The following is a 25,160-nucleotide window of genomic DNA, read 5'->3' as shown; positions in this document are numbered from 1 at the left end:
GTGCCTCTCAAACGCTTGACCCGAATCACCCTCCTAGCAGCACTCTGTGTGGTGCTGCGACAAGCTTTTGCCTTTCTACCCAATGTCCAACCCATTAGTGCCATCTTCTTTTTGTTGGTGCTATTCGAAGACTGGCCATTCGCCTGTTTGGTGATGGCTGTCACTATGTTTACTTCAGCCTTTCTCTTGGGGATGAGTCCAGTGGTAGTCGCTCAGATTCTAGTCTTTGCCCTCCTCTTGACTCTTTGGCGGGGGCTTTATCGCCACCTGTCTTTGGAAGTCCAAACCCTAGTGGTCGGCATCTTATCCTTTCTCTACGGGATGTTGATTGATAGCGTTTATGCTGTCCTCTATCACATGCCTTGGTGGACCTATGCTCTGGTAAATGGCTTTAGCTTTAACCTAGCCCACGCCCTTTCCACCGCTTGTTTTTATCCTTTACTTTATGTCATATTTAGGAGATTGTATCATGAAAAAAACACTTTATAGCTTGTTTACTGTCTTAGCGGCTCTTGTCTTGGTTAGCTGCGGACAAAGCACACCATCAGCTACGAAAAACTCAGCTTCTAGCTCACAAGTAGCCAAAGAAAAAGAAATAACCATTACGGTAAGTATCGCCCCTGAAGGGCAAGAAGCTCAAAGCAAGACCCTAAAGGTTGCAGAAAAAGCCAACTTGATGGAAGTCCTTAAAGGCAACTACAAAATTGAGGAGAAGGGTGGCCTCATCACCTCGATCGATGGAGTAGCCCAAGACGAAAGCAAGGGGCTCTATTGGATGTACAAGATCAATGGAGAGATGGCACCAAAAGGGGCAGCAGAGACCACTGTCCAAGATGGAGACTCTATCGAATTTTATCAAGAAGTCTATCAATAAGAAAAAGAGTGAATGCTTGGACTAGGACTCCATGGGTTCACTCTTTTTTTGAAACTAGTTTCTATTTTTTATAAGAATTGTGAATCCTCTTGACGTCCCTATAGATAAATGTTACAATTATATTACAAAATGTAACGAATGTTACAAAAGAGAGGTATTGCCATGAAAATGAAAGGAACCTTATTTAGTCTATCCACCCTTGCTCTAACAGCTGCTCTTCTCTTAAGCGGCTGTGGATCAGAAAAGAAAAAGGAAACCAGTCCATCTTCAACTAGTAAAATTGAGCAAGTGAAACAAAGCTCTACGAGTAAAAAAGAAGAGAAACAGGCTACAGGCAAAACCACACAAAGCCAACAAAGCGCAGAAGTGGCAAAAACTCCTGCCATCGCTTCGAGTGAAACACAAGCGAGCCAAGAGACTCCGTCAACTCCGGTGACACCAAGAGTTCCAGAAGTCAGTCAAGGCCTGGCCCCAACTCCTTCCAAAGAAACACATCCAGCAGTGACCCCAGCACCTGAAAAAGCAAAACTACCTAGCTTGGAGGAAGGTCGCATGACTGCAAAAGAGCAAGCCTCTAAGACAGAGAACCCACGCTATAAAGGTGTATTAGCTTATGCCTCAGGGGATTATTCTGGAGCAATAGGTAGTTGGACCGACGGTCGCGATACAGGTGTAACGATTGGGCAAGGAGGCCAAGTGACCTTACAAACTCCAGGTGGCGATGCAGTGGGCTATACGATTGGAAGCTATGAATACAACTTGGATCAAGGTCGTTATCATGCTGGCTTGATTTCCGCCCAAGATGGATCTGCAGCTAGCTTGGATATAGTCATTGGTCAAGATGGACAACTGGCAAGTGTTCAAGTGACAGAAAATGGCCATGCGCACGCCTTGGTTCGGGAATAATAGCTCGCCACTGAGAAAATTAAAAAAATAATTGAAATCAGAGGTTCAATTCTGTATAATAACATACAGAGTTGGATCTTTTTAATTTTTATTTTATAAAAATATATTTTTTTATAAAAAAGTATTGACACTGGCTAATTATAGTTTATAATAAAAGTATAAGCAAAGCATGTTTTGAAATAATAATACAAAGGAGCCAGTAAGATGAAAGAAAAAGTGGCAGTGGTTTTTGGAACATTTGCCCCCCTTCATCAAGGGCATATTGATTTAATTCAACGGGCAAAGCGCCAATGTGACCGCGTTCGTGTAATTGTTTCTGGGTACAAAGGTGACCGTGGAGAAGAGGTTGGACTTCCTTTGCAGAAACGTTTTCGCTATATCCGAGAAGGTTTTTCAAATGATGAACTCACTCAAATATATAAACTTGACGAGACAGATCTTCCCCGCTATCCTTTGGGATGGGAGCCTTGGTTGAAAACAGCCTTAGAAACCATTCAATATCATGCAGAGAGAGAAGAGCTGATCTTCTTTGTTGGAGAGAAGGCTTACCAAGAAGAACTTGAAGCGCGAGGCTTTGAAGCCCGCCTGCAGGAGCGTCAGTTTGGCATCTCAGGAACCCTCATCAGAGAGAACCCGAGCAAGTATTGGAAATACATTGCCCAACCCTTCCGTCGTCAGTTTACGAAAAAGGTTCTCATTATGGGTAGTGCTAGTAATGGGAAGACGACCTTGGCAAAGGATTTGGCCCGTTTCTATGATGCGCCAGTGAGCTTGGAATATGCTCGGGAGTACCAAATTAGAAATAATGTACGGGATGATGAACTAACACCAAAAGATTACTATTACCTCTTGCTGGGACAATACGATCAAACCTCAAAATTAATCGACAGTAGTGCCAATCGTGGCTTAGTCATTGCGGATACGAATTCTCTGGTGACGAAGGGCTATTACGACTACTATATGGAGGTAGAAGGCCAAGAGGCCAGTATGACGGATACCTTTGACAACCTCTTCGTCAGTATCTTAGCTAAGGAAAAATGGGATCTGATCTTATTTGTCCAACCCATTGGATCCTATGTCAATGATGGTTTCCGTGATATGACCATGGCAGATGATGAAATTCGCAACAGTTTTTCAAATCACCTGGATCAACTCCGCCATCAATACCTCTCGAATATCCCTACAGCCTATCTCGGGCAAGACTACTTGGGGAATTATGAAGAAGCGAAACGTGTCATCGATACGATTTATCAAGCTGATTAAAGGAGAAGCAGCATGAAACGACTACAAGAAAAAATTCAAACATTTGGGGAACATTTAAAAAATGTCCATCGAGAAGCTGGTAAGCGTGGCTTTATAGGAATTATGAAACTCCTTTGGAAAGACCTGTTCGCTGGCCGCACATTGACACAATGGCTCTATTTGCTTGCTTTGTCCAGCGTGCCCTTTATCTTAGAATTTACCAATCAGGAAGCGAGTCATGATTGGTTGGGGCTCTTTGCATCCTGGACAGGAATAGTTTGTGTTATACTAGTAGCAGAGGGTAGGGCTAGTAACTATCTCTTTGGAGCAGTAAACTCAGCGATTTATCTCATCCTAGCCTTGAACAAAAACTTCTATGGAGAAGTCTTGACGACCTTGTATTTCTTCGTTATGCAGCCAATTGGTCTCTATGTCTGGTTGTCGAATCGGATCAATGATCAGGGGGAAGCGGAAGAATCTCATTTTGAGGCCAAGAAATTAAACCTAATGGAATGGATCAAGTACTTGGCCCTAACAGCTCTGATTTGGATCGGGATGGGCTACGCCTATAAAAGCATCCACAGTGCTCGGCCTTTCCGTGATAGTATAACAGATGCGACCAATGGTGTTGGACAGCTTCTGATGACTGGTCTCTATCGCGAACAATGGATTTTCTGGATTGCGACCAACCTCTTCAGTATTTACCTCTGGTGGGGAAAGAGCATCCATATTCAAGGCATGTACTGGGTCTATACCCTTAACAGTCTTGTCGGTTGGTATCAGTGGAGTAAAGCAGTGAAAAAGGAGGTTGCTTAAATGACAGCAACAAGCATTCCGGAAGGAATGAACGAAAAGGAATACTACGAAAGGGTCGTCAGCGAGGAAGAATTTCTCCGTTGGTATAAGGAACAGGATCACCCTACCTATGAAAATCCGAGCGTAACTGCTGATATGGTGGCCTACTGCTTTGTGGAGGGGCGCTTGAAACTCTTGGTGATTCGCCGGAAAACGCACCCTTGTCAGCATCGGGTAGCCTTGGTTGGAGGATTCTTGCAAAAGCATGAAGATGCTATCCAGGCTTGTATCCGTGAGGTCCAGGAAGAAGTTGGACTAGAGTTGACCCCTCAAAAGGTCGAGCAGTTGATGACCGTTTCGACACCTGGACGGGATCCACGGGGTTGGGTCATCACCATTGCCCACCTGGTTTATTTGCCAGCAGAAGCGGTCAATTTGGTCCGAGCTGGGGATGATGCCAAAGAGGTCCTTTTCCTCGATGTGGACTTCAAACAAGGGGAGTGTTCCCTAGATGGCCGTGTCTTGACGGCTGAAGATTTTGCCTTTGACCACTATGAGATTGTCCAAGAATCCATCAAGCGGATCCAAGGGCGTTTGGCTTGGAATCCAACCTTCCTCCATCTCCTAGAAGAACCTTTCACCGTATACGAGGCGACGGAGTTGGTGAACCTGATCCATCCAGATAAAGAAATTTTGACCAATAATTTCCTTGTCACCTACGGTTCCTATGTGGAAGAAGTAGGAGTCAAGCGGGTACCTAAGAAAAAACCGCGCAAGACCTATCGCTGGAAAGAAAGTGAAGGCCAAAAGGAAGAATAACATATAAGAGGCTGGGACAAAAGTCCTAGCCTCTCAATTGTCTTTGGATTGTCGAGCAAGACGCAGTTGTTGAGTGGGCTCTGCTACGCTGATTTCATCAGCTTTTACAGCCCTACTCAACTGTGCGGAGGTGGGACGACGAAATCGAATTCTAACGAATGATCAATTTCTGTCCCACTCTCTTTGTTCTTAAGCTTTTTCTAATTGAAGAAGTTCTTCAATCTCTGCTAGGGTGCTAGCTTGCGAGATTGCTCCACGTAGTTTGGCAGCACCTGAGGTACCACGGAGGTAGTGAGGGGCTAAGCCACGGAATTCGCGGACGGCAATGTGCTCGCCTTTGAGATTGATCAAGCGCTTCAAGTGCTCATAAGCAATCTTCATCTTGTCTTCGAAGGTCAAATCAGGCAGGATTTCTCCTGTTTCAAAGTAGTGATTGATTTGATGGAAAAGGTAAGGATTGCCCATAGCGGCACGGCCAATCATGACCGCATCTGCACCGACTTCTTCGATGCGTTGCTTGGCGTCTTGAACCGTCCGGATGTCTCCGTTTGCGATAAATGGAATCTTGGTCAGAGCTTGCGCAACCTTGTGAAGGGTCTCAAGGTCAGCGTGACCAGTGTACATTTGCTCCCGGGTCCGTCCGTGCATAGCAAGGGCAGAAACACCAGCCGCTTCAGCTGCTAGGGCATTCTCCACTGCTAGAGAAGGATCTGACCAACCTGTCCGCATTTTGACAGTGAGAGGGATATCAAGGACGGATTGGACCTTGTTGATAATGGAGTAGATCTTATCAGGGTCCTTGAGCCACATAGCACCCGCCTCGTTTTTCACGATTTTATTCACTGGGCAGCCCATGTTGATATCAACGATATCGGTCTTGGTATTTTCTTGGATAAATTCTGCTGCGCGTGCTAGGCTATCTTCGTCGCTCCCGAAAAGTTGGATCGATACAGGATTTTCTCCTTCATCGATATGGAGCATATGCAGGGTCTTTTCGTTATTGTATTGGATTCCTTTATCAGAGACCATTTCCATGACTACAAGCCCTGCTCCCAGTTCCTTAGCAATCGTCCGGAAAGCGGAGTTGGTCACACCGGCCATAGGTGCTAGGACCGTCCGGTTTGGGATCTCGACGTTCCCAATCATAAAAGGTGTATTAAGATTTGTCACGAATGAGTTCCTCCAAGTCGTTTTCGTCAAAGTGATAAGCTGTCTGACAGAATTGGCAAACAATTTCCGCTCCCTGGTCTTCGTCCTTCATTTCTTGAAGGTCTTTGGCTGGTAAGCTAGCCAAGGCATCCATGAAACGTTCCTTGCTACAGTCGCATTGGAAACGAAGTTCTTCTTCAGAGAGACGTTTGTAGGGATCTTCGCCATAGATGGCAGCAAGAAGAGCTTCAATATGGTCGTCAGACGCTAAAAGGGTAGAAATGGCCGGCATTTCTTGGATACGTTTTTCAAAGCGGGCAATTTCTTCTTCCTTGGCATTTGGCAAGACCTGCACCAAGAAACCACCAGCAACCTTGACCTTGTCTTCTTCGTCGAGTAGAACATTGAGCCCCACTGCAGATGGCGTTTGTTGGCTTTCAGTCAAATAATAAGCCAGGTCTTCACCGATTTCTCCAGTGACCAGGGGCGTCATGGAGTGGTAAGGATTGCCTGTGCCGTAGTCGGTAATCACTAGGAATTCCCCATTTCCGACGAATGGTCCGACCACAACTTCACCAGTCGCTGTTTTCTTGATATCCACACCAGGATTTTGAACGTAGCCTTTGACGTTTCCTTGAGTATCTGCCACAGTGATAATAGCCCCCAGTGAGCTAGTACCTAGGATTTTCACCGTAATCTTGGTATTTCCCTTTTCATTGGCCGCTAAAATTTGGCTAGCGATCAGGGTCCGACCGAGGGCCACTGTTGAGCTTGCTTGTGTCTGATGGTGTTCTTGGGCTGCTCGCACGGTCTCTGTACTGTCAAGTACAAAGGCACGGAAGGAGCCACTTTCTGAGATAGTTTTAATAATTTTGTCCATAGCTTCTATTTTAGCATAAAAAAAGAAAAGAGGTGAAGGGAGTAACTTGATTTATTTAGACTTGAAAGGGAAAAAATCTTTCTGAGGAGAACCTTGCTTAAAAACTGAAAAGAATAAGATCTAATTTAGGGAGAAAAGAAGGTAAAAGACGAACGATCATTGTATAAGCTGGGATATGAAGGCCAAAAGATGGATGTTTAGAAAATGAGAGACAACTTTTAAGGGTAAAAAACCAAGCAAAGAAATAGCTGACCTTGAAAAAAAAGAGGAAATTTCTTATAATAGGGTGTAAGACAAACTTGCAGGTGAGACTCCTGCCCCTAGTTTGAAGAAAGGCATAGATAGGGAACTATCTATGGTATATGAAAAAGAATTATGACATCAGTTGTTGTAGTAGGAACCCAATGGGGTGATGAAGGAAAAGGGAAGATTACAGACTTCCTATCAGCCAATGCAGAAGTCATTGCGCGTTACCAAGGTGGGGACAATGCCGGTCACACCATCGTGATCGACGGCAAAAAATTCAAGTTGCACTTGATTCCTTCAGGTATCTTCTTCCCTGAAAAGATTTCTGTCATTGGGAATGGGGTTGTGATCAATCCTAAATCATTGGTCAAAGAGTTGGCTTATCTTCATGAAGAAGGTGTGACAACAGACAGTTTGCGCATTTCAGACCGCGCCCATGTCATCCTCCCTTACCATATCGAATTGGACCGTCTCCAAGAAGAGTCAAAAGGGGACAACAAAATCGGAACGACCATCAAAGGGATTGGACCAGCTTACATGGACAAGGCTGCGCGTGTGGGAATCCGGATCGCGGATCTTTTGGACCGCGACGTCTTTGCAGAACGCCTGCGCATCAACTTGGAAGAAAAGAACCGTCAATTTACCAAACTCTATGAAGCAGAGGCTCTTTCCTTTGACGATATCTTCGAAGAATACTATGAATATGGTCAACAAATCAAACAATATGTAACCGATACTTCTGTCATCTTGAACGATGCTTTGGATAACGGCAAGCGCGTGCTCTTTGAAGGAGCCCAAGGGGTTATGTTGGATATCGACCAAGGAACTTATCCATTTGTTACTTCATCAAACCCAGTTGCTGGTGGGGTGACCATCGGATCAGGTGTCGGCCCAAGCAAGATCGACAAGGTTGTCGGTGTATGTAAAGCCTATACCAGCCGTGTCGGTGACGGACCATTCCCTACAGAACTCTTTGATGAAGTGGGGGACCGGATCCGTGAAGTGGGGCATGAGTATGGGACAACAACCGGTCGTCCTCGTCGTGTTGGTTGGTTTGACTCAGTTGTCATGCGCCATAGCCGCCGCGTGTCAGGAATTACCAACCTTAGCTTGAACTCGATCGACGTTCTGTCCGGCTTGGATACAGTGAAAATCTGTGTAGCCTACGACTTGGATGGGGAACGCATCGACCACTACCCAGCAAGCTTGGAGCAACTCAAACGTTGCAAACCAATCTATGAAGAATTACCAGGCTGGTCAGAAGACATCACAGGTGTCCGCCACTTGGATGAGCTTCCAGAAAATGCCCGCAACTATGTCCGCCGTGTCGGTGAATTAGTTGGTGTGCGCATTTCAACCTTCTCAGTCGGACCAGATCGTGACCAAACCAATATCCTTGAAAGTGTGTGGTCTAGTTTATAAGCAAATGAAGATAAGAGAGTGGGACAGAAATCGGTCATTCGTTAGAATTCGATTTCATCGTCCCACCTCCGCACAGTTGAGTAGGGCTGTAAAAGCTGATGAAATCAGCGTAGTAGAGCCCACTCAACCACTGCGTCTTGCTCGACAATCCAAAGACAATTGAGAGGCTAGGACTTTTGTCCCAGCCTCTTTTTGAAAGCAGAAAGAGGAAAAAATGTATCAAACGATTTTATTTGACCTAGACGGCACCTTGACCAATTCAGAACTAGGGATTACCAACTCGGTGGCCTATGCCTTAGGAAAATATGGGATTCAAGTGCCAGACAAGAAAGCATTGAGAGTTTTCATCGGTCCGCCCTTGCAGGAGTCTTTTGAGCGCTTTTATGGATTTTCTAAGGAAGAATGTTTAAAGGCCATTGACTACTATCATGAGTATTTTTCCGAAAAAGGCCTTTATGAAAATGAGGTCTATCTAGGCGTTCCTGACTTGCTGGCTTCTCTCAAGCAGGCTGGCAAACAGTTGATTGTAGCTACGTCAAAGCCTGAAGAATTTTCCATTCAAATTCTCAAACACTTTGGTTTGTATGATTATTTTGACTTTGTCGCTGGTGCGACCATGGATAGAAAACGTAGTAAAAAAAGCGATGTTATCCAGTATGCCTTGGAGCAAAATGGGATTACAGATTTGGCGCATACCATCATGATTGGAGACAGGGAGCACGATGTGCTTGGCGCTCAAGCGCAAAAGTTTGATTCTATCGGTGTCCTTTATGGCTTTGGAAGCAGGGAAGAATTGGAAGAAGCCGGCGCCACCTATATTGCTCAAGAAGTTGGCGAAATTGCAGCTTTTATAGGATAACCTTTTCCAAAATATTAAAAGTTGGAACTTTTCTAATCTGCTGAATATTGCTTTATTTAATATTTCTATCGGTGTATACTTACTGTAGGTTAAGTCACACAGATTAAGAGGTGATAATATGAATTTGTCACGATATATATTAAAATATAGTACTGATGATGGTACGTTGTATTTTAATACTAAAACCAATCATTCATTTTTTCTTACGAATGAATTGAATAGAGTAGTCGACAGCAATGATGTGATTAGGAAAGAGTTTCATGCTTATCTTGATAAAAATAAATATTTAAGTGAGGGTGAGTATGAGGTCGAAAAGTATCTATCTAAAATAAGCGATACAGATGCTGAATTATTGGAACTAACAATTTTGACACATGGAGATTGTAATTTTCGGTGAAGGTTAAAGTGAATAACAAATTCGATGACAAAATGAATGCTAAACCTAGAGTATTTAACTATAATTGTGATTGTAAATAATCACGATTTTAAATAAATTAGAGAAGAGGGTTGTGCTAGCCCTCTATTTTGATGGATGATAATTATGAGAAATATTTATAAGTACATTGATAAGAAGTATCTTTTTCCTATTTTTTTAGGGCGTATTGTGAATAGTGGTTTGGTGTTGGCGCAACCTCTGATTTTAACGAAGGCCTTGAAGTTAGATCAAGACGGCCTTTCTTATGGAAAAATTCTCAATTTTGTTTTATTTGGTTTGTCTGTCTATCTTGTTATTTATAGTCTGATGCTGTTTTCAAACCATTCGCACAATATATTCCGAAGAGAAATCAACAAAAGTGTCCGTGCCCTTTTATTTAAGAAAGTCATATTGAATCCTAAATTTTCCAATGATGAAAAAGTTAGTCTGCTAACTCAAGATATGGAATATGTGGGCGATAATTATTTGGAAAATATAAATGTTATGGTGAGTTGGGGATTTGTCGCCCTTGTTACAGCCATTTATATTGTTTCACAAAATTTTCTCTTAGGACTTATTTTTGTCATTTTTACGATTATGAGACCTATTCCTCAGTTCATCATGAATCGTCGTTTACAAGATTCGGGAGACAGCTGGTCCAAGCTTAGAACGAAATTACATGGGCTTGTCTCGGATAGTATGCAAGGCAGCCAAACCTTACGGATTAATCAGGCCATGAGGCTGAATGAAGAGCGCGTGAATGATTTAAACGGAGAATATCAAAAAGCCATCCAAAGATTTTGTTTCACACATAATATTATTTTTTTCTTTAATGGATTTATGGTCTTTTTTAGTCAGGTTGTTCCTCTTGCTTTAGGCTTTTATTTGAGTTTACAGGGAAATTCTATTTCTATTACAAGCCTCATCTCTATGTATGTTGCTGCGGGGATGCTGGTAGAACCGATCCAAACTCTGATGTACAGTGCAGCCAATCTCCAAGGTGCCTTGCCGACTGCGAACCGCCTGTTTAAGATTATCGAGGAAGAACCTGATTTCGAAGAGACAAAGGATCAATTTGTTGAAAATCTCGAATCGTTGCGCTTAAATCATATTTCAAAAAGTTTTGCTGAACGTCAGCTTTTTTCTGATTTGACGGCGACGATTTCAGTAGGTCAGAAGGTCTTAATCAAAGGACCGAGCGGGTCTGGAAAGACGACTCTTTTTCGCTTGATTTTAGGAGAAGAAGTATGTGATGAGGGTGACATTTTCGTTCAGTATGATGGAAATCAAATAACGAGTCATTTCCAAGGGAATATCGGTTTAATTAGCCAGCATCCCTTCCTGTTTAACGATACTATCCGCTATAATCTAACTTTTGGTCAGCCTTTTCAGGACCATGAATTATTGGAGGTATTGGACCGAGTTGGCTTAATAGATGAATTTCAGGATATTTTGAATGTAGAAATTCATAATAATGGTGAAAACATTTCAGGAGGTCAGCGTGTCAGATTAGAGTTGGCTCGTTTTCTCTTACGCGAGAAGGATATTTTATTAGCGGACGAAGTGACATCAGCTTTGGACGAAAAAAATAGTCGTCTGGTTAGAGACCTAATCTTTTCTTTGCCGATCACGGTACTAGAAATAGCCCATCATATTGATGAAGAAGAGCGCTATGACCAAATCCTTGAGTTACGTAAAGGATGAGCGATGCCACAATAGTTGGTTCTGCGACAAAGCGGATAGTAGTAAGCCAGCAATTTGTCAGATATTTTTGAGATTCTAAGTGGTGATATTTCCAAAATCATCAATACTCAGAGAACTTAAGCTTTATTTAAGATAGGCCAGCTATACTAGAAGCATAAACAAAGACCTCCTAACTTTGTTTAAACCTCCTAAACTTTTTCATAATAATCTCCCATAAGAGTCGCCCAATCGGCGGCTTTTTTTGTGAGTCGTAAGCTGCCTATGGTATAATGAACAAAGAAACTAAAAGGAAGAAGGAAGAGATGGACTACACGATAGAGGAAAAAGCGATGTTTATGAGGGAAGCCCTGAAGGAGGCGGAAATTGCCCTCGCCAATGATGAAATACCGATTGGCTGTGTCTTGGTCAAGGATGGTCAGATTATCGGGCGTGGACATAATGCGCGTGAGGAGCTGCAGCGGGCGGTCATGCATGCGGAAATCATGGCGATCGAGGAGGCCAATCAGCGTGAAAATAGCTGGCGCCTGCTGGATACGACGCTTTTTGTCACGATTGAGCCCTGTGTCATGTGTAGTGGTGCCATTGGTCTAGCTCGGATTCCCCAGGTGATTTACGGGGCGACCAATCAGAAGTTCGGTGGAGCAGGGAGTCTCTACGACATTTTGACAGATGAACGTCTCAATCACCGAGTCGAAGTAGAAACAGGAATCTTGGAAGCAGAATGTGCAGCCATCATGCAGACCTTTTTTCGCCAAGGTCGAGAACGAAAAAAACAAGCCAAACTCGCAGCCAAGGCCGAAACACAAGAATAAAAACCGGACCTTTGCAAATCGAACAAATTATGATATAATACCTATCGGAGCAACAGTTCTGCGTGAAGCGGGTCAGGGGAGGAATCCAGCAGCCCTAAGCGAAGTGAACTGTGTGCTCTTTTCTATTGCTCTTGATGAGTCAAGCCTAAAAGGTGCAGATGAATATTGGAGCAGCGAATCTAGTTTGAACGGACCTGAAATGAATTCAGCTGACATCCAATCTTAAGAAGCATATTTGTTTTCTTGTCAATCAAAATTGTTCTTCTCAATAGGCCTAAATAGGCCTAAAATTTGTTGACTCACGCAAACGATTGCTCTCGGTTATGTCCTAAGGTTAGCTTATTTAGAAAAATAGTATAGAATACAAATGTAAACGTTTTAAAATAGCGAAAGCACTTGCTTATTTTTTCTTAAAGCGTTATCATAAAAGAAAAGAACAATTGGAGGATAAACATGTCACATATTAAATTTGACTACTCAAAGGTGTTAGATAAATTTGTAGCACCACATGAACTAGATTATATGCAGCCTCAAGTGACTGCTGCAGATTCTGCTCTGCGAAATGGTACAGGTCCTGGGGCAGAAATGACTGGCTGGTTGAACTTGCCTGAAGAATATGACAAAGATGAATTTGCTCGTATTCAAAAGGCTGCTGCTAAAATCCAATCTGATAGTGAGGTATTGATCGTAATCGGTATTGGTGGTTCCTATTTAGGAGCTCGTGCAGCTATTGATTTCTTGAATAATTCTTTTGTAAATCTACAAAGCAAGGAAGAACGCAAGGCACCTCAAATCCTCTATGCTGGAAATTCTATTTCTTCAAGCTATTTGGCTGATTTGGTAGACTATGTATCAGACAAAGATTTCTCTGTCAACGTTATTTCTAAGTCAGGAACGACTACAGAGCCTGCTATTGCTTTCCGTGTCTTCAAAGAACTCTTGGTTAAGAAGTATGGTCAGGAAGAAGCAAATAAACGGATTTATGCAACTACAGACCGCGCTAAAGGTGCAGTTAAGGTTGAAGCAGATGCTAATGGCTGGGATACTTTTGTAGTGCCTGATAGTGTAGGTGGTCGTTTTACAGTATTGACAGCAGTGGGACTCTTGCCAATCGCAGCTGCAGGGGCTGATATCAGCAAGTTAATGGAAGGAGCAAATGCTGCTCGCAAGGCTTATGCTTCTGATAAGTTGGCTGAAAATGAAGCATATCAATATGCAGTTGTACGCAATATCTTGTACCGTAAAGGTTATCTGACAGAAGTTCTAGCTAACTATGAACCATCTCTACAATACTTCTCTGAGTGGTGGAAGCAACTGGCTGGTGAGTCAGAAGGGAAAGACCAAAAAGGGATTTACCCAACTTCAGCCAACTTCTCAACAGACTTGCACTCTCTGGGACAATTTATCCAGGAAGGTACCCGTATCCTCTTTGAAACAGTTGTACGTGTAGATAAACCTCGCAAAAATGTGCTGATTCCTGAATTGGCAGAAGACTTGGACGGTCTTGGCTACTTGCAAGGAAAAGATGTTGACTTTGTCAATAAAAAAGCTACAGATGGAGTGCTGTTAGCACACACTGATGGTGGAGTTCCAAATATGTTTGTGACACTGCCTGAGCAAGATGAGTTCACTTTGGGCTACACTATTTACTTCTTTGAGTTGGCTATTGCTCTTTCTGGCTACCTGAATGGTATCAATCCATTTGACCAGCCTGGAGTTGAGGCTTATAAGAAAAACATGTTTGCCCTTCTTGGAAAACCAGGCTTTGAAGAGCTGGGTGCTGAGTTGAATGCACGCCTTTGATTCTTATATGCCTTGAGTTCATTTAGAGTATAAAAAGAGATCCACAAGTTCATTTCTTGTGGATTTTTTAGTACAAGCCTCATAATTAGTTTATTATTTTTTTGAACAGTATAAAAAAGAGTGTCTTAATTCTTTTATGAAAGCGCTATATAATTGCCTTGTAAATAAAATTTGAGAGGTATCAAAATGAATGATTGGTTAAACATAAAAGGCAAAACAGTTCTTGTGACTGGCGCGTCATCTGGGATCGGTAAGGCAATTGTTGAAGAATTGCTGGAATTAGGTGTCAATGTAGCGAATTTCGATCTTAGCGACAACGATTTGCGTCATCCAAATCTATTATTTGTAAAAGTTGATGTAACTTCTCGCTCTGAAGTAGAAGAGGGTGTTGCCAAAATAGTTGAAAGATTTGGCAATATTGATGCAGTGGTCAATAATGCAGGGATTAATATCCCTAGATTATTAATCGATGCAGAAAATCCTAAAGGTCCTTACGAATTGGACGATGAGACGTTCGAAAAAGTAACGATGATTAATCAAAAAGGTTTGTATCTGGTTAGTCAGGCAGTGGGACGTATTTTAGTGAAAAATGGAAAAGGTGTAATTGTGAACATGGCTTCAGAAGCAGGCTTGGAAGGTTCTGAAGGACAAAGTGCCTATGCTGCCACAAAAGCAGCAGTCTATAGTTACACTCGTTCATGGGCAAAAGAGCTGGGTAAGCATGGTGTACGTGTGGTTGGAATTGCTCCAGGAATTATGGAAGCTACGGGACTTCGAACTCTTTCTTATGAGGAAGCTCTTGCTTATACCCGTGGAAAGACGGTAGAAGATATTCGAGCTGGTTATGCTTCAACTTCAACAACTCCTTTGGGACGAAGTGGTAAACTACGGGAAGTAGCTGACCTTGTAGCATTCTATATTTCAGACCGTTCTAGCTATATAACTGGAGTCACTACAAATATTGCCGGAGGGAAAACTCGCGGTTAAAAAAATGAAGGTGAGGAAGAGAGTTGACCATAGTAAATCGATGGTATAACATTTTAGAAAAAATGGTCTCACAGCCAACTTATTCCTTGGTAGATATGCGCTCAGAGCTGGATATTAGTATGCAAACCTTGCAAAAGAGTATCCAACAATTAAATGATGTTTTGGCTCCGAGTATCCAGATTATCTCACAAGATGATAAGTTAATGTTAGAGGTGTATGACTATACTGAGTTGGAAAGGATTTTATCTGGTAGTTTAAAACGGGAGAGTGACTTCAATTCTTCCAGTAAAAGAATTGCCTATTTACTAAAACGTTTAATTAAGTCAACCTCCCCTCTTCTTATTGACGACTTGGCTGAGGAAGCAGGTGTTAGTAGAAGTACCCTTAATAAGGATTTAAAACAAGTAAAATCTTTGGCAGAGAGTTACTCTATCACTATTTCAGGAAAGCCCAACCGTGGGCTGGAGGTCTTGGGGTCCGAGCTGAATTTGCGCTTGCTCTATATTCACCAAGTGGCCCCTTACTTTGAAGGAAAGACACTCACCGAGGCAACATCTTCTTTTCTGGAGACGCTAGTCCAGGAGTATAAAATCCCGAAAGAAACAAAGGAACTCCTTCGAAAGACAATTTCAATTATGGTGGAGCGTATTCATGCATCTAGGGTGTTGAGTTGCCCTATTCCTTACTATAGGAATGATTTAACAGAGACACCTTTGGTTGAAAAATTAATCTATCATATTGAGATGACTTATAAGATTTCCCTCAGTCAGTTTGAGATAGACTTTTTGTGTTTTCCGTTTAATATCCGTTTTATTGACACTTTAAGCAAGCCGTCTTATCAATCTGAACAGCTTGCAAACATTTTTCAAGGGATTGTCAAGAAAGTCAAAGAAACAATGTTGGTTAACTTTGATGATGAAGAATTATTTGAAGAAATCAAGTCTCATCTAGGCCCCTTAATCAATCGACTGATTTTCCATGTGCAAGCTAATGATATATTCCATGGCGAGGTTCAAACTCAATATCCTTTTGCTTTTGAAATGGCGAAAATTGCTGGAGAAGAACTATCTGCAATTTTTGGTTCTGAATTGGAATTATCTGAAATCGGATATCTGGCTTTGTATTTTGAAATGATTTTAAGAAAGCAAAACTCTGTTGTAAATGGTTCTCGCAAGCAGATAGCTGTAGTTTGCACAACAGGAAGAGGAACTGCTGCGATGATTATTCAGCAACTCAGACGAATACTTGGAAATGATGTAGACATTACTCAGTATTCTGAAGAGGATTTTAATCTGGATTTGAATCAGGACTATTTCGCGATTTTTACGACAGTTCCTCTAAAATATAAAGATTCTAAATCTCCAGTCATTCAAGTTAATCATCTTTTTGATGATCAATGGCTGCAGGAAGAATGGCAGAGGGTCAATGCTTTTCATCAAAAAAATCTAGAAACAGTCAGCTTACGTTTTCTTCGGTTGAGTCCCCAAAAAACCTATCAGCAATACTTGCTAAATATGGTTGCAGAGTTAGAGAAACTTCAGATGATTGATGAAGGTTTTAGAAATCGGATAATTGATAGGGATAAAAAACAATCAACCATTTTTGGTGGAGGAATTGCCTTCCCCCATACAATTAACCAGGGTTATGCAAAAACTATTTTAATGTTTGGAAAGCTAGAAGAGCCCTATCAAAAAGGAGATGATTGGATTGAATTTATCTTTCTAGTCGCCATTCCCTCAGAAATTGAAAGCAAAATGGAGAGTGAATTGCTGGAATTGTATGACGACATTTTTCGAATTGCAGGAGAGCCTTCTCTAAAAGAAGCATTGAGGGCTGTAGAAACAGAGACAGAGTTTCTATCATTTTCTAAGAGCAAAGGAGTATTTTAATGAATTCGCTAATAATTTTCGCTGTATTTATCATGGCAGCTTATATATTTCAAATGTTCCTCGGCTGGCAGCAACTCAAAGACTTCAATAAGACCTATACGATGCTCCGAAGACTGGGGCGCGTAGCGATTGGCAGGAAGTCCGGAAGAATCAAATCCGGTACGATTGTCATGTTCGCGGTTGATGAAAACGGTCGGGTTCTTAAAGCTAGCAAAATGCAAGGAGTCACAATCTTAGCACGTTTTCAAAATATGGACGATTATGTTGGAGAAGACATCCATTATTTTGACAAGTATAATCCTCTTGTGAGAAAAGAAAATAAGTTGATGCAATCAGCCATAGAAGATGCTAGAAAAGTCTATCTTTGGCATGAGGCAGGTATTGAGAAAGAGACAAGTTCATCTGATTCTTTTCTGGGATTCGGCTTTTATGCGAATTACTTACAATTATCTATTAAACAGTTATTAAAAAAAAATAAGAAAGGGAGTTCCTTATGAATCACATTACAAATTTTGCAGAGAGTTTTATGAAACTCTTCCAATTAGGTGGAGAAACCTTTATTAGCTGGATGACAAATATTGTACCGCTTGTCTTAATGCTATTGATTGCAATGAATACCCTTATCGCTTTCTTGGGAGAAGAGAAGGTCAATTCCCTGGCTAAGATTTCTGCCAAAAATCCTGTTAGCCGGTATATGATTTTACCTTTCATTTCAGCCTTTATGCTGGGGAATCCGATGGCAATCAGTATGGGACGTTTCTTACCAGAATATTATAAACCTAGTTTTGTAGCAGCTCAGATGCAGTTCTGCCATACTTCAAATGGTGTATTTCCGCATATCAATCCTGGGGAATTGTTTGTATGGATGGGAATTGCAACAGGAATTCAAACTTTAGGTTTAAGTCAAATGGACTTAGCCATTCGTTACATGCTTGTTGGGCTTGTCATGAACTTTGTAGGCGGTTGGGTGACCGATTTTACAACTGCTTATGTAGCAAAACAGCAAGGTGTTACCTTGAGTAAAACATTTGATTGATAGAAAGAGTGAAATTATGTCATATAAGAGTATAAAAGTTGTTAAAGGAAATGGCGGTTTCGGAGGACCTTTGGTCATTACACCTAGTGAAGCTAAGCATAAATTCATCTATATCACTGGCGGAGGAGAAAAGCCAGATATTGTAGATAAAATTGCTGATTTGACCGGTATGGAAGCTGTTAATGGGTTTAAAACTTCTATCCCAGATGAGGAAATTGCTTTAGCAATCGTGGATTGTGGCGGTACTCTTCGCTGTGGTATTTATCCTAAAAAGGGGATCCCTACAATAAATATTGTCGCTACAGGGAAAAGTGGGCCTCTAGCTCAATATATAACCGAGGAAATCTATGTGTCAGCAGTTGGTCTTAATCAAATTTCTGCTGCTAATGAAGACGAAAAAGCGACAACTGTGGTAACAGAAAAGCCAACTTACGATACTAGTAAAAAAATTACAGAGCAAAAAGCTGAAACAAGTATTGTAGCAAGAATTGGGATGGGTGCTGGGAAGGTCGTTGCGACTTTCAACCAGGCTGCTCGTGAAGCCATACAAACAATGCTCAATACGATCATTCCTTTCATGGCCTTTGTTTCCTTGCTGATTGGGGTTATTCAAGGTTCAGGTGTTGGAAATTGGCTGGCAAAATTAATGGTTCCCCTAGCTGGGAACATCTGGGGACTCATTTTGATTGGCTTTATCTGTTCCTTGCCATTCCTATCTCCTTTGTTAGGCCCCGGAGCTGTTATCAGTCAGATTATTGGAACCTTAATTGGAGTTGAAATCGGCAAAGGGAATATTCCGCCCCAAATGGCTCTGCCAGCTATATTTGCTATCAACACTCAAAACGGTTGTGATTTCATTCCTGTAGCACTCGGTCTATCTGAAGCCAAGGCTGAAACAGTTGAGGTTGGTGTCCCTTCTGTGCTTTATTCACGCTTTCTCAATGGTGTTCCGCGGGTGCTAGTAGCTTGGATAGCTAGTATTGGCCTTTATCAGTAGACCTTTGATAGATGCACGTAAATATAGCAACTATTATGTTAAACTTATCTACAAACATAAGTTTATGACAGATTTGAGAAAGGATGAATAGGAATTAGATGAAGAAAATTTTTGAAGCTAAAGTAATTCAAGTGGGGCCTGAAGCTCAGAATATGATTCAAGACGCTAATATGCTCATTTTATTTGGAGAAGAAGCTCCAGAAGACTTAGCAGAGTATTGTTTTAAAATCGATAACAAAAATCTTCTAGGTGCAATACTAGAAGGTGGAAAGCTGGTCGTAGATAGTCAGGAATATTCGATTACTGCAGTAGGAAATGTAGTAGAAAAAAATTTAACTGGACTGGGCCATATCACTATTTCTTTTGATGGTTCAAAAGAGGGCAGCCTGCCGGGCACTCTCCATGTTGCAGCAGACCAAGCAGTAGTAATTGAAAAGGACTCTACCATTCAGATTTTCGAAACTGCTTGACCATAACAAAATTTAAAATCAAGCAATTTAGAAAAATAAAAGTCTAAAAAATTGATTCAGAGCTTGGACAAAAAGTCCAGGCTTCTGGGTCTAAATTAGAAAAAATAGATGACGCAGTGGTTGATTGGCATCTTCCTTCGCTTTTTAAGCCCCAAAGATTGCCTGATCAACTGTGCGGGGGTGGGAAGATGAACTTTTTAACTTGTTTGAAGTTCTTTCCCACTCCCTTTTTGATAGGGAAAATAATTTATGTTTTAATATTGTAAAATTTGTCATTGTTTTTCAATGTTTTCGCAATATGACAAATCAACAAAATTTATAAGGATAAAAACATGCCAGAAAAAGACGGTCAGGGTCAAGCGCAAAGAGCTTGAAGTCAATCAAACTAGCCAGCCAGTGCAAGGGAATTTCCAGCAGATGCATCCATAAGGGGTGCCTGAACAGAAGGAAAAGACCAAAAAGGGATTTACCCAACTTCAGCTAACTTCTCAACAGACTTGCACTCATTGGGTCAATTTATCCAAGAAGGAACTCGTATCATGTTTGAAACAGTTGTCCGTGTAGACAAACCACGTAAGAACGTGATTATCCCTACTTTGGAAGAAGATCTTGATGGACTTGGATACCTTCAAGGAAAAGACGTTGACTTTGTTAACAAAAAAGCGACTGACGGTGTTCTTCTTGCCCACACAGATGGTGATGTACCAAATATGTACGTAACTCTTCCTGAGCAAGATGCCTTCACTCTTGGTTACACAATCTACTTCTTCGAATTGGCCATCGCCCTTTCAGGTTACTTGAATGCCATCAATCCATTTGACCAACCAGGTGTTGAAGCATACAAACGCAACATGTTTGCCCTTCTTGGTAAACCAGGATTTGAAGAATTGAGTAAAGAACTCAACGCTCGCCTTTAATCGACAGACAAAACGATCTCGAAAGGGGTCGTTTTTTAATTGCTTTCCCTATCTCAGAATGAGGTGGAAAAAAGGATTGTTTTATGATATAGTAGAACTACTATATTTATACTTTGCACGTCAAACTATGGCCACAAAAAGTGGGGAGGATGATGGGCGAAGGTTCTTAGTAAAGGAGAGATTATGACAACAGAAGACAAGACACCTTTTGGAACACAAGAGGGACAAACTGTTCAAGAACCTTTCGGAGCACAATCCGAACAAACCGTTCAACCACCTCTTGAAGCCCAAACTGGTCAAAGCGTTCAAGAACCTTTTGGAGCACAAGTAGGGCAGACTGTTCAAGAACCTTTTGGGGCACAAAATGGTCAAACAGCTTATGAGCCATTTGGCGCACCAGGAGCGCAAGCCTTTCAACAGTCTTCTCCAGTAGAAGGACCACAAGCTGGAGGGCAGGGACAATTTTTCCAAAACCAAGCTCCTCAGGTAGAAAACAATCCTTTCTACCAACAAGGGACCCCTCAAGCCTTCCAATCGCAATGGAATGTTCAGCCAAATCCGAAGCGTGTATGGACGAAATTTGTTGTCTTTTCTATTCTTGCACTCCTTCTTGGTGGCTTGATTGGTGGCGGAGCTGGTTATTTCTGGGGACATTCATCTAAACCTCAAGCAGATGCCAAACGTACCAAACGATTAGATCGTGCCAGCGAAGAAGCAAAGAAGACAAAGAAGGGCTTCACCACAGAAAAGGATGAGGTTGTCTTTACTTGGACCCTTAAAGACCTTGCAACATTAAGTTACAGCAACAAGGACGGTTATGGCTTGACTGCTGATCAGATTGTTGATACGTATGGATTGGCTACTAGTGTCGAATATGAAAAGAAAGGCATGACCCTTACTTGGGATCGTGCAAAGAACGCCTCTCACCAAAATATTTATTTCCGATTTGAAAAAGTGGATGGTAACTATTATTTGAAATCTGTAGAAGCCTTTAACTTGGAAGAAGTCTATGCTAGTGAAGACGATGAAGATGAAGATACTTCAAACGAACGTGAGATGAGCACGAAAGAATTCAAAGATCTGAAAAAAGGAGATAAGAAAACTGGTAAAGGTGGAACCTCCTTATTAGAAGTTTTGAAAAAACATAAACAAAATGTTCAAATTGGTACAGAGACAAAAATCACTGCTGATGGAGAAGAGTATGACTCTACTCGAGTGGTTGCAAAGATCAACCTTAAAGTGGGAGACGATTATAAGACATTACGCTTCTTAGCACAACCAGATGGGGACTTCTTATACATTGGTCCAGAACGTTTTTAATATAGAGGAGATAGATGAAAGATGAATACGAATCAATCACAGGCACCATTTGGTGTGCCAGAAACTGGTGATCAGAAGAAGCCAGGGAAAGGTCTGTTAATTGCTTGTATTAGTGGTTTTGCCGTCTTAGGAGTCATTATCGGTCTCTTCGTCGGCCATTCTATGGGTGCAGCAAATAGTGCTAAAAGTTCCTATCCTGCCCTTCATCCGAAAGCTGATGCAGGGGAATCAAAACGCGATCAGTCTGGAAAGTATATTGATCCAGAAGATACTGATTTCACATGGAACATTACTGATTTGGCTGACCTCGAGCTTGGTACTTACTCAACTTCAAATTTGGGAACATCCATTGAAGATGTTGTGGATAAGCACGGAAAAGCTTTACAAGGTTCATTTAGAAGAGATCTCATTGATTTAGAGTGGGGCGAGTTAAAAGAAGATCAGGATGATACCTATTCTCAATACCATACCGTTCGTGATATGAGATTGACCTTTAAGAAAGAGGGAGATACCTATTATTTACAGGACCTCTATTATTCAGGGGATTATAACGAAGCTGAGGACAATTTCATGACTTCTTCTTACTATGACAAGCTTAAAGTCGGGGATTCCAAAACTGGTAAGGATGGCGTTTCTTACAAGGAAGTCTTGAAAGATAATACTATTTATTCTCTCTCTTTGTCTGCAGATGAAGACTATAAAACTCACGATATTGTTACTACCATGACAATCCGTTTTAAATCCTCAACGACAGACCAATATAAGTTGACTTTTGTGAAACAATCAGATGGAGATTTCCTTCTTGCTAAAAAAGGCGATGACTAAGATCGGTCACTTTTCTGCCTCACAATGGTAGGGGAAGAGAAAAAATCAACTTTCCTAATGCTAGAAAAAGAGAGTGGGACAGAAATCGGTAATTGGTTAGAATTCGATTTCGTCGTCCCACCTCCGCACAGTTGAGTAGGGCTGTAAAAGCTGATGAAATCAGCGTAGTAGAGCCCAGTCAACCACTGCGTCTTGCTCGACAATCCAAAGACAATTGAGAGGCTAGGACTTTTGTCCCAGCCTCTTCTCTATTCTAGCGAGGACGGGCTATTTATGGTATAGTAGGATATGTTGCCATAGAAAACAGGGGTAAACAGTTGGAAGGAAAGGGATACAGATACGATTGCAGAATGGATAATGTAAAGGAAATAACAAGAAAACATCTGAAGACCCTCTTAGCTTTCATCCAAAAAAGAGGAATTATTTTAGGGATCCTCGCAATGCTGGGAGTGGGCTATGGACTCGCTGCTTCTGGGAGACCACAAGACCAGCTAAGTCCAGACCAGCAAGTGACCTTTCGTAAGGAAGAAGCTTATCTGCAGGCCTTCCTGGCGAAATCAGATCGACCAGAAGTTGGGGTGCATTTGGAGGAATTGCTAGAATTTAAAATAGGAGATGGGACTGGTGAGCTAAGCACCAAGGGGACGACACCGGAGACCCTGGTCAAAAAATTAGGGGGAGCCAAGCAAGCTCGGCTGGAGTCAAAAGCTAGAACGCAGCTCCTTCGTCTCAGCTATGGAACGACACAAGATGGTCGAGATAGATACCAATTTGAATTTACCCATATGAAGGATGGCTACTATCTAACAGCTATTCAGGGCTATCAACCAACCTCTAAGCAGAATATAGAAAGTAAACAGCTGAAAAAGGCAGCCTTGACCAGTCTTGCTAGTGGGAAAGAGAAAACTGGCATGAAACTAGAAGACATTTTACAAAAGGTTGGCTTGCCACAATCATTGCTTTTGAATCGTAAGGATGGAAAGACAGTTTTGGTCCTAACCTACCGTGCACAAGAGGGGCTCGTCTTTCTCACTTTGCAAGCCCAAAAAGATGCTCACTATCATCTAGTTAAGGTCGAATAAGGAGGAGTAAATGGATACAGTCATCAAGAAGCTAAAAATTCCTGGTCTCCTGCTGCTAGCGTTCCTCTTAGGGATGGGTCTAGAGGTCCTTAGTCATCCACCCAAAAGTTCTACAGCGATAAGTGAAATAAAGAACTTATCAACTTTTAAAGCGAAAGAATTTCAAGGGGAGCGACTCTTAAAAGAAACGAATGAAAAAAAGGATTCGCCATGGACCTTGGAACAGATCGAGCGCTTCCCTCTATCGATAAAGAACCAAAACGGTAGTCTGAAGCAGACTGGAAGTCGCCTGGAGACCCTTCTGAAGGAGATGGGGCACCCCCAAGAGAAAGTTCTCTTTCAATCTACAGCAAGCAAGCAACCCAGTCTCTCCCTGCTCTATCGATGGGACGATAGGGGAAAGGGAGCCTCCATCCGTTTGCTTTTTAGCAAGGGGGCTGATGGGAGCTATCTGCTAGAAGAGATCGACGCCAGTCTAGCCAATCTAGACCGGGAGGGGAACAAAGCTTTTTCAGAAAAAGTTTACCAGAGCTTAGAACCTGGAGAAAAGATGGATCTTAAAGCACTTCTAGGTAGCTATCAGGGCCTACAATCCTTCGTCCGACGCCAAATCAGCCCTGATCAGGAAGGATTTCAACTATCCTTTCAGGATGAGAAGGGGAAATCTTATTTATTAGAGATTAAAATAATGGATGGTTCTTGCTATTTGTTGCGAAAGAGCCAGGTGGACTCTCAAGGGATTACAAGTCTTACCTGATAGAGGGGAGAAATTGAATGGAAAAAGGTAGAAAGATTCAGAGAGAATGGACTAAGGTCCCAGGTGGAAATAAAATCTCTTCAGAGCTCTCTTCAAAAAGTAATCTGCAGAATGATAGGATGGAACTACCAAGCAGGGTCAAAGAAGCAAAAACAGGGAAGCGAAATGGTGGAGAGAATCTTCAAAAAAGTGTGCTTAAGAAGTCTTACTTAGCTCATTTCTCTATTTTCTTCAAGCTAGTGCTAGGAGGTCTGTTCCTCTTGTTCCTTTTTAACATTGTGTCTCGATATGTGAAATCACCTGCGCATGATTCTCACTCTGTAAAATTAAGCAAGGGGACAGAGGCTCGTTTATCAGATAAGGAATTTAAAAATCTTTTTAATAAAAACTCTCGCTATACAGACCCAAATCATAAAATTGATATCAATATAGAGGAGGTTGTCGCATACATTAGAAAAATTAATGATGCCAACCTTACTATGGATGATATTTTCAACCAATTAGGAAAAGCAAGAGATGGATATGTGAGTATAGACTCTGATGGTAGTCGAGGAAGTGTATTGACGTATCTCCTTACCGATAATAAAGCAGCACTGGACTTTGATTTTAGTGAAAAGGAGAATCGCCTCCTTCTGCATTCGATTCAGTATTTTACCCTAGAAAGCCAGAGAGAATCAACTGAAAGAACAAGTGATGATTATAGTGCTCTTATTCCTCAGCCAGGTCAAGAGGGGGTGGAGTTGATGGAAGCTATCAAAGAATTGGGAGTACCAGATTGGCTCTATTCCAGTTTTTTACCTGGGACGGAGGCTCAAATTGCTATCTCCTATAAAGCAAGTGATGAGATGCGAGTTACCTTGTATTTTGATCAAGATGGAGATTTTTTCCGTTTGGGAAGTATGACGAAATTAAAGGATAAAAAAGAATAACTAAAGTGAGAAGGAGGAGTCTCAT

At 41.7% G+C, this 25,160-nt stretch carries 25 protein-coding genes, 1 other RNA gene and 1 pseudogene; 25 read left to right on the top strand and 2 right to left on the bottom strand.

Annotated features, from left to right (window positions below; genetic code table 11):
• From DW930_RS06840 to DW930_RS06815, 6 genes are all read left to right on the top strand, one after another.
• Window positions 1-489: an ECF transporter S component gene (locus DW930_RS06840; protein WP_120701504.1), complete on the top strand. Its 489-nt coding sequence runs from the start codon at window positions 1-3 to the stop codon at window positions 487-489.
• Entirely contained in the window at window positions 470-874 is a 405-nt protein-coding gene (locus DW930_RS06835) for a DUF4430 domain-containing protein (RefSeq protein ID WP_123159629.1), read from the top strand. Before DW930_RS06840 ends, DW930_RS06835 begins: the two co-directional genes overlap by 20 nt.
• Before the next feature lie 162 nt (window positions 875-1,036).
• Complete coding sequence (locus DW930_RS06830; protein WP_123159628.1) at window positions 1,037-1,780, top strand: hypothetical protein; 744 nt, start codon at window positions 1,037-1,039, stop codon at window positions 1,778-1,780.
• 204 nt (window positions 1,781-1,984) lie between these two features.
• Window positions 1,985-3,043, top strand: coding sequence for an AAA family ATPase (locus DW930_RS06825; protein WP_123159627.1), 1,059 nt, complete (start codon window positions 1,985-1,987; stop codon window positions 3,041-3,043).
• Between the two features lie 12 nt (window positions 3,044-3,055).
• Window positions 3,056-3,838, top strand: a complete 783-nt coding sequence (pnuC, locus tag DW930_RS06820) for a nicotinamide riboside transporter PnuC (RefSeq protein ID WP_123159626.1) — start codon at window positions 3,056-3,058, stop codon at window positions 3,836-3,838.
• The gene (locus DW930_RS06815; RefSeq protein ID WP_123159625.1) at window positions 3,839-4,636 is read left to right on the top strand and encodes an NUDIX domain-containing protein; all 798 of its coding nucleotides are present in this window, start codon (window positions 3,839-3,841) and stop codon (window positions 4,634-4,636) included.
• Window positions 4,637-4,825: 189 nt separating this feature from the next.
• Here DW930_RS06815 and dusB read toward each other — a convergent pair whose 3' ends face one another.
• Window positions 4,826-5,806, bottom strand: coding sequence for a tRNA dihydrouridine synthase DusB (dusB, locus tag DW930_RS06805; protein ID WP_165851216.1), 981 nt, complete (start codon window positions 5,804-5,806; stop codon window positions 4,826-4,828).
• Window positions 5,793-6,665 carry an Hsp33 family molecular chaperone HslO gene (gene hslO / locus DW930_RS06800; protein ID WP_023027349.1) on the bottom strand — a complete coding sequence of 291 codons (873 nt, stop codon included), beginning with the start codon at window positions 6,663-6,665 and terminating at the stop codon, window positions 5,793-5,795. The genes dusB and hslO overlap by 14 nt, the downstream gene beginning before the upstream one ends.
• A 375-nt stretch (window positions 6,666-7,040) precedes the next feature.
• Between hslO and DW930_RS06795 the strand changes: the two genes are divergently transcribed.
• The 19 genes and pseudogenes from DW930_RS06795 (at window position 7,041) to DW930_RS06700 (ending at window position 25,135) form a co-directional block, all read left to right on the top strand.
• On the top strand, window positions 7,041-8,333 hold the full coding sequence (locus DW930_RS06795) for an adenylosuccinate synthase (RefSeq protein ID WP_049522949.1): 1,293 nt from the start codon (window positions 7,041-7,043) through the stop codon (window positions 8,331-8,333).
• 214 nt (window positions 8,334-8,547) lie between these two features.
• The gene (locus tag DW930_RS06790; RefSeq protein WP_031575622.1) at window positions 8,548-9,192 is read left to right on the top strand and encodes an HAD family hydrolase; all 645 of its coding nucleotides are present in this window, start codon (window positions 8,548-8,550) and stop codon (window positions 9,190-9,192) included.
• A gap of 118 nt (window positions 9,193-9,310) precedes the next feature.
• Window positions 9,311-9,589, top strand: a complete 279-nt coding sequence (locus DW930_RS06785) for a hypothetical protein (protein ID WP_003009004.1) — start codon at window positions 9,311-9,313, stop codon at window positions 9,587-9,589.
• Between the two features lie 144 nt (window positions 9,590-9,733).
• Complete coding sequence (locus DW930_RS06780; protein ID WP_049498605.1) at window positions 9,734-11,311, top strand: ABC transporter ATP-binding protein; 1,578 nt, start codon at window positions 9,734-9,736, stop codon at window positions 11,309-11,311.
• Between the two features lie 302 nt (window positions 11,312-11,613).
• Window positions 11,614-12,123 (top strand): tRNA adenosine(34) deaminase TadA, encoded by a 510-nt coding sequence (gene tadA / locus DW930_RS06775; RefSeq protein WP_207801603.1) that lies wholly within the window; start codon window positions 11,614-11,616, stop codon window positions 12,121-12,123.
• Between the two features lie 38 nt (window positions 12,124-12,161).
• Window positions 12,162-12,257: signal recognition particle sRNA small type (ffs, locus tag DW930_RS06770), an RNA gene on the top strand.
• Window positions 12,258-12,576: 319 nt separating this feature from the next.
• On the top strand, window positions 12,577-13,926 hold the full coding sequence (locus DW930_RS06765; RefSeq protein ID WP_008808173.1) for a glucose-6-phosphate isomerase: 1,350 nt from the start codon (window positions 12,577-12,579) through the stop codon (window positions 13,924-13,926).
• Window positions 13,927-14,112: 186 nt separating this feature from the next.
• A complete protein-coding gene (locus tag DW930_RS06760) occupies window positions 14,113-14,913 on the top strand; it encodes an SDR family oxidoreductase (RefSeq protein WP_001000837.1) in 801 nt (266 codons plus the stop codon).
• A gap of 62 nt (window positions 14,914-14,975) precedes the next feature.
• Window positions 14,976-16,802 carry a PRD domain-containing protein gene (locus tag DW930_RS06755; RefSeq protein WP_117744786.1) on the top strand — a complete coding sequence of 609 codons (1,827 nt, stop codon included), beginning with the start codon at window positions 14,976-14,978 and terminating at the stop codon, window positions 16,800-16,802.
• Window positions 16,802-17,299, top strand: a complete 498-nt coding sequence (locus tag DW930_RS06750; protein ID WP_023024627.1) for a transcriptional regulator GutM — start codon at window positions 16,802-16,804, stop codon at window positions 17,297-17,299. Before DW930_RS06755 ends, DW930_RS06750 begins: the two co-directional genes overlap by 1 nt.
• On the top strand, window positions 17,296-17,838 hold the full coding sequence (locus DW930_RS06745) for a PTS glucitol/sorbitol transporter subunit IIC (RefSeq protein WP_023024625.1): 543 nt from the start codon (window positions 17,296-17,298) through the stop codon (window positions 17,836-17,838). The genes DW930_RS06750 and DW930_RS06745 overlap by 4 nt, the downstream gene beginning before the upstream one ends.
• A 16-nt stretch (window positions 17,839-17,854) precedes the next feature.
• Window positions 17,855-18,835 carry a PTS glucitol/sorbitol transporter subunit IIB gene (locus tag DW930_RS06740; protein ID WP_020992831.1) on the top strand — a complete coding sequence of 327 codons (981 nt, stop codon included), beginning with the start codon at window positions 17,855-17,857 and terminating at the stop codon, window positions 18,833-18,835.
• 98 nt (window positions 18,836-18,933) lie between these two features.
• Complete coding sequence (locus tag DW930_RS06735) at window positions 18,934-19,305, top strand: PTS glucitol/sorbitol transporter subunit IIA (protein ID WP_008808177.1); 372 nt, start codon at window positions 18,934-18,936, stop codon at window positions 19,303-19,305.
• 440 nt (window positions 19,306-19,745) lie between these two features.
• Window positions 19,746-20,222, top strand: a pseudogene (pgi, locus tag DW930_RS06730) (glucose-6-phosphate isomerase); the annotation flags it as partial.
• A gap of 183 nt (window positions 20,223-20,405) precedes the next feature.
• Complete coding sequence (locus DW930_RS06725; protein ID WP_123159623.1) at window positions 20,406-21,542, top strand: hypothetical protein; 1,137 nt, start codon at window positions 20,406-20,408, stop codon at window positions 21,540-21,542.
• Window positions 21,543-21,563: 21 nt separating this feature from the next.
• Window positions 21,564-22,367: a hypothetical protein gene (locus DW930_RS06720; protein ID WP_123159622.1), complete on the top strand. Its 804-nt coding sequence runs from the start codon at window positions 21,564-21,566 to the stop codon at window positions 22,365-22,367.
• A 350-nt stretch (window positions 22,368-22,717) separates the two neighbouring features.
• Window positions 22,718-23,449, top strand: coding sequence for a hypothetical protein (locus tag DW930_RS06710; protein WP_123159621.1), 732 nt, complete (start codon window positions 22,718-22,720; stop codon window positions 23,447-23,449).
• Window positions 23,450-23,459: 10 nt separating this feature from the next.
• Entirely contained in the window at window positions 23,460-24,206 is a 747-nt protein-coding gene (locus DW930_RS06705; RefSeq protein WP_023024614.1) for a hypothetical protein, read from the top strand.
• Window positions 24,207-24,223: 17 nt separating this feature from the next.
• A complete protein-coding gene (locus tag DW930_RS06700; protein ID WP_023024612.1) occupies window positions 24,224-25,135 on the top strand; it encodes a hypothetical protein in 912 nt (303 codons plus the stop codon).
• Window positions 25,136-25,160 lie beyond the last annotated feature (25 nt).

Origin of the sequence: Streptococcus sp. AM43-2AT (genome assembly GCF_003603405.1) — a bacterium.
Lineage (GTDB): Bacteria > Bacillota > Bacilli > Lactobacillales > Streptococcaceae > Streptococcus > Streptococcus ilei.
The sequence above is the reverse complement of the archived record's forward strand: the minus strand, read 5'-3'. Positions and strand labels throughout refer to the sequence as shown.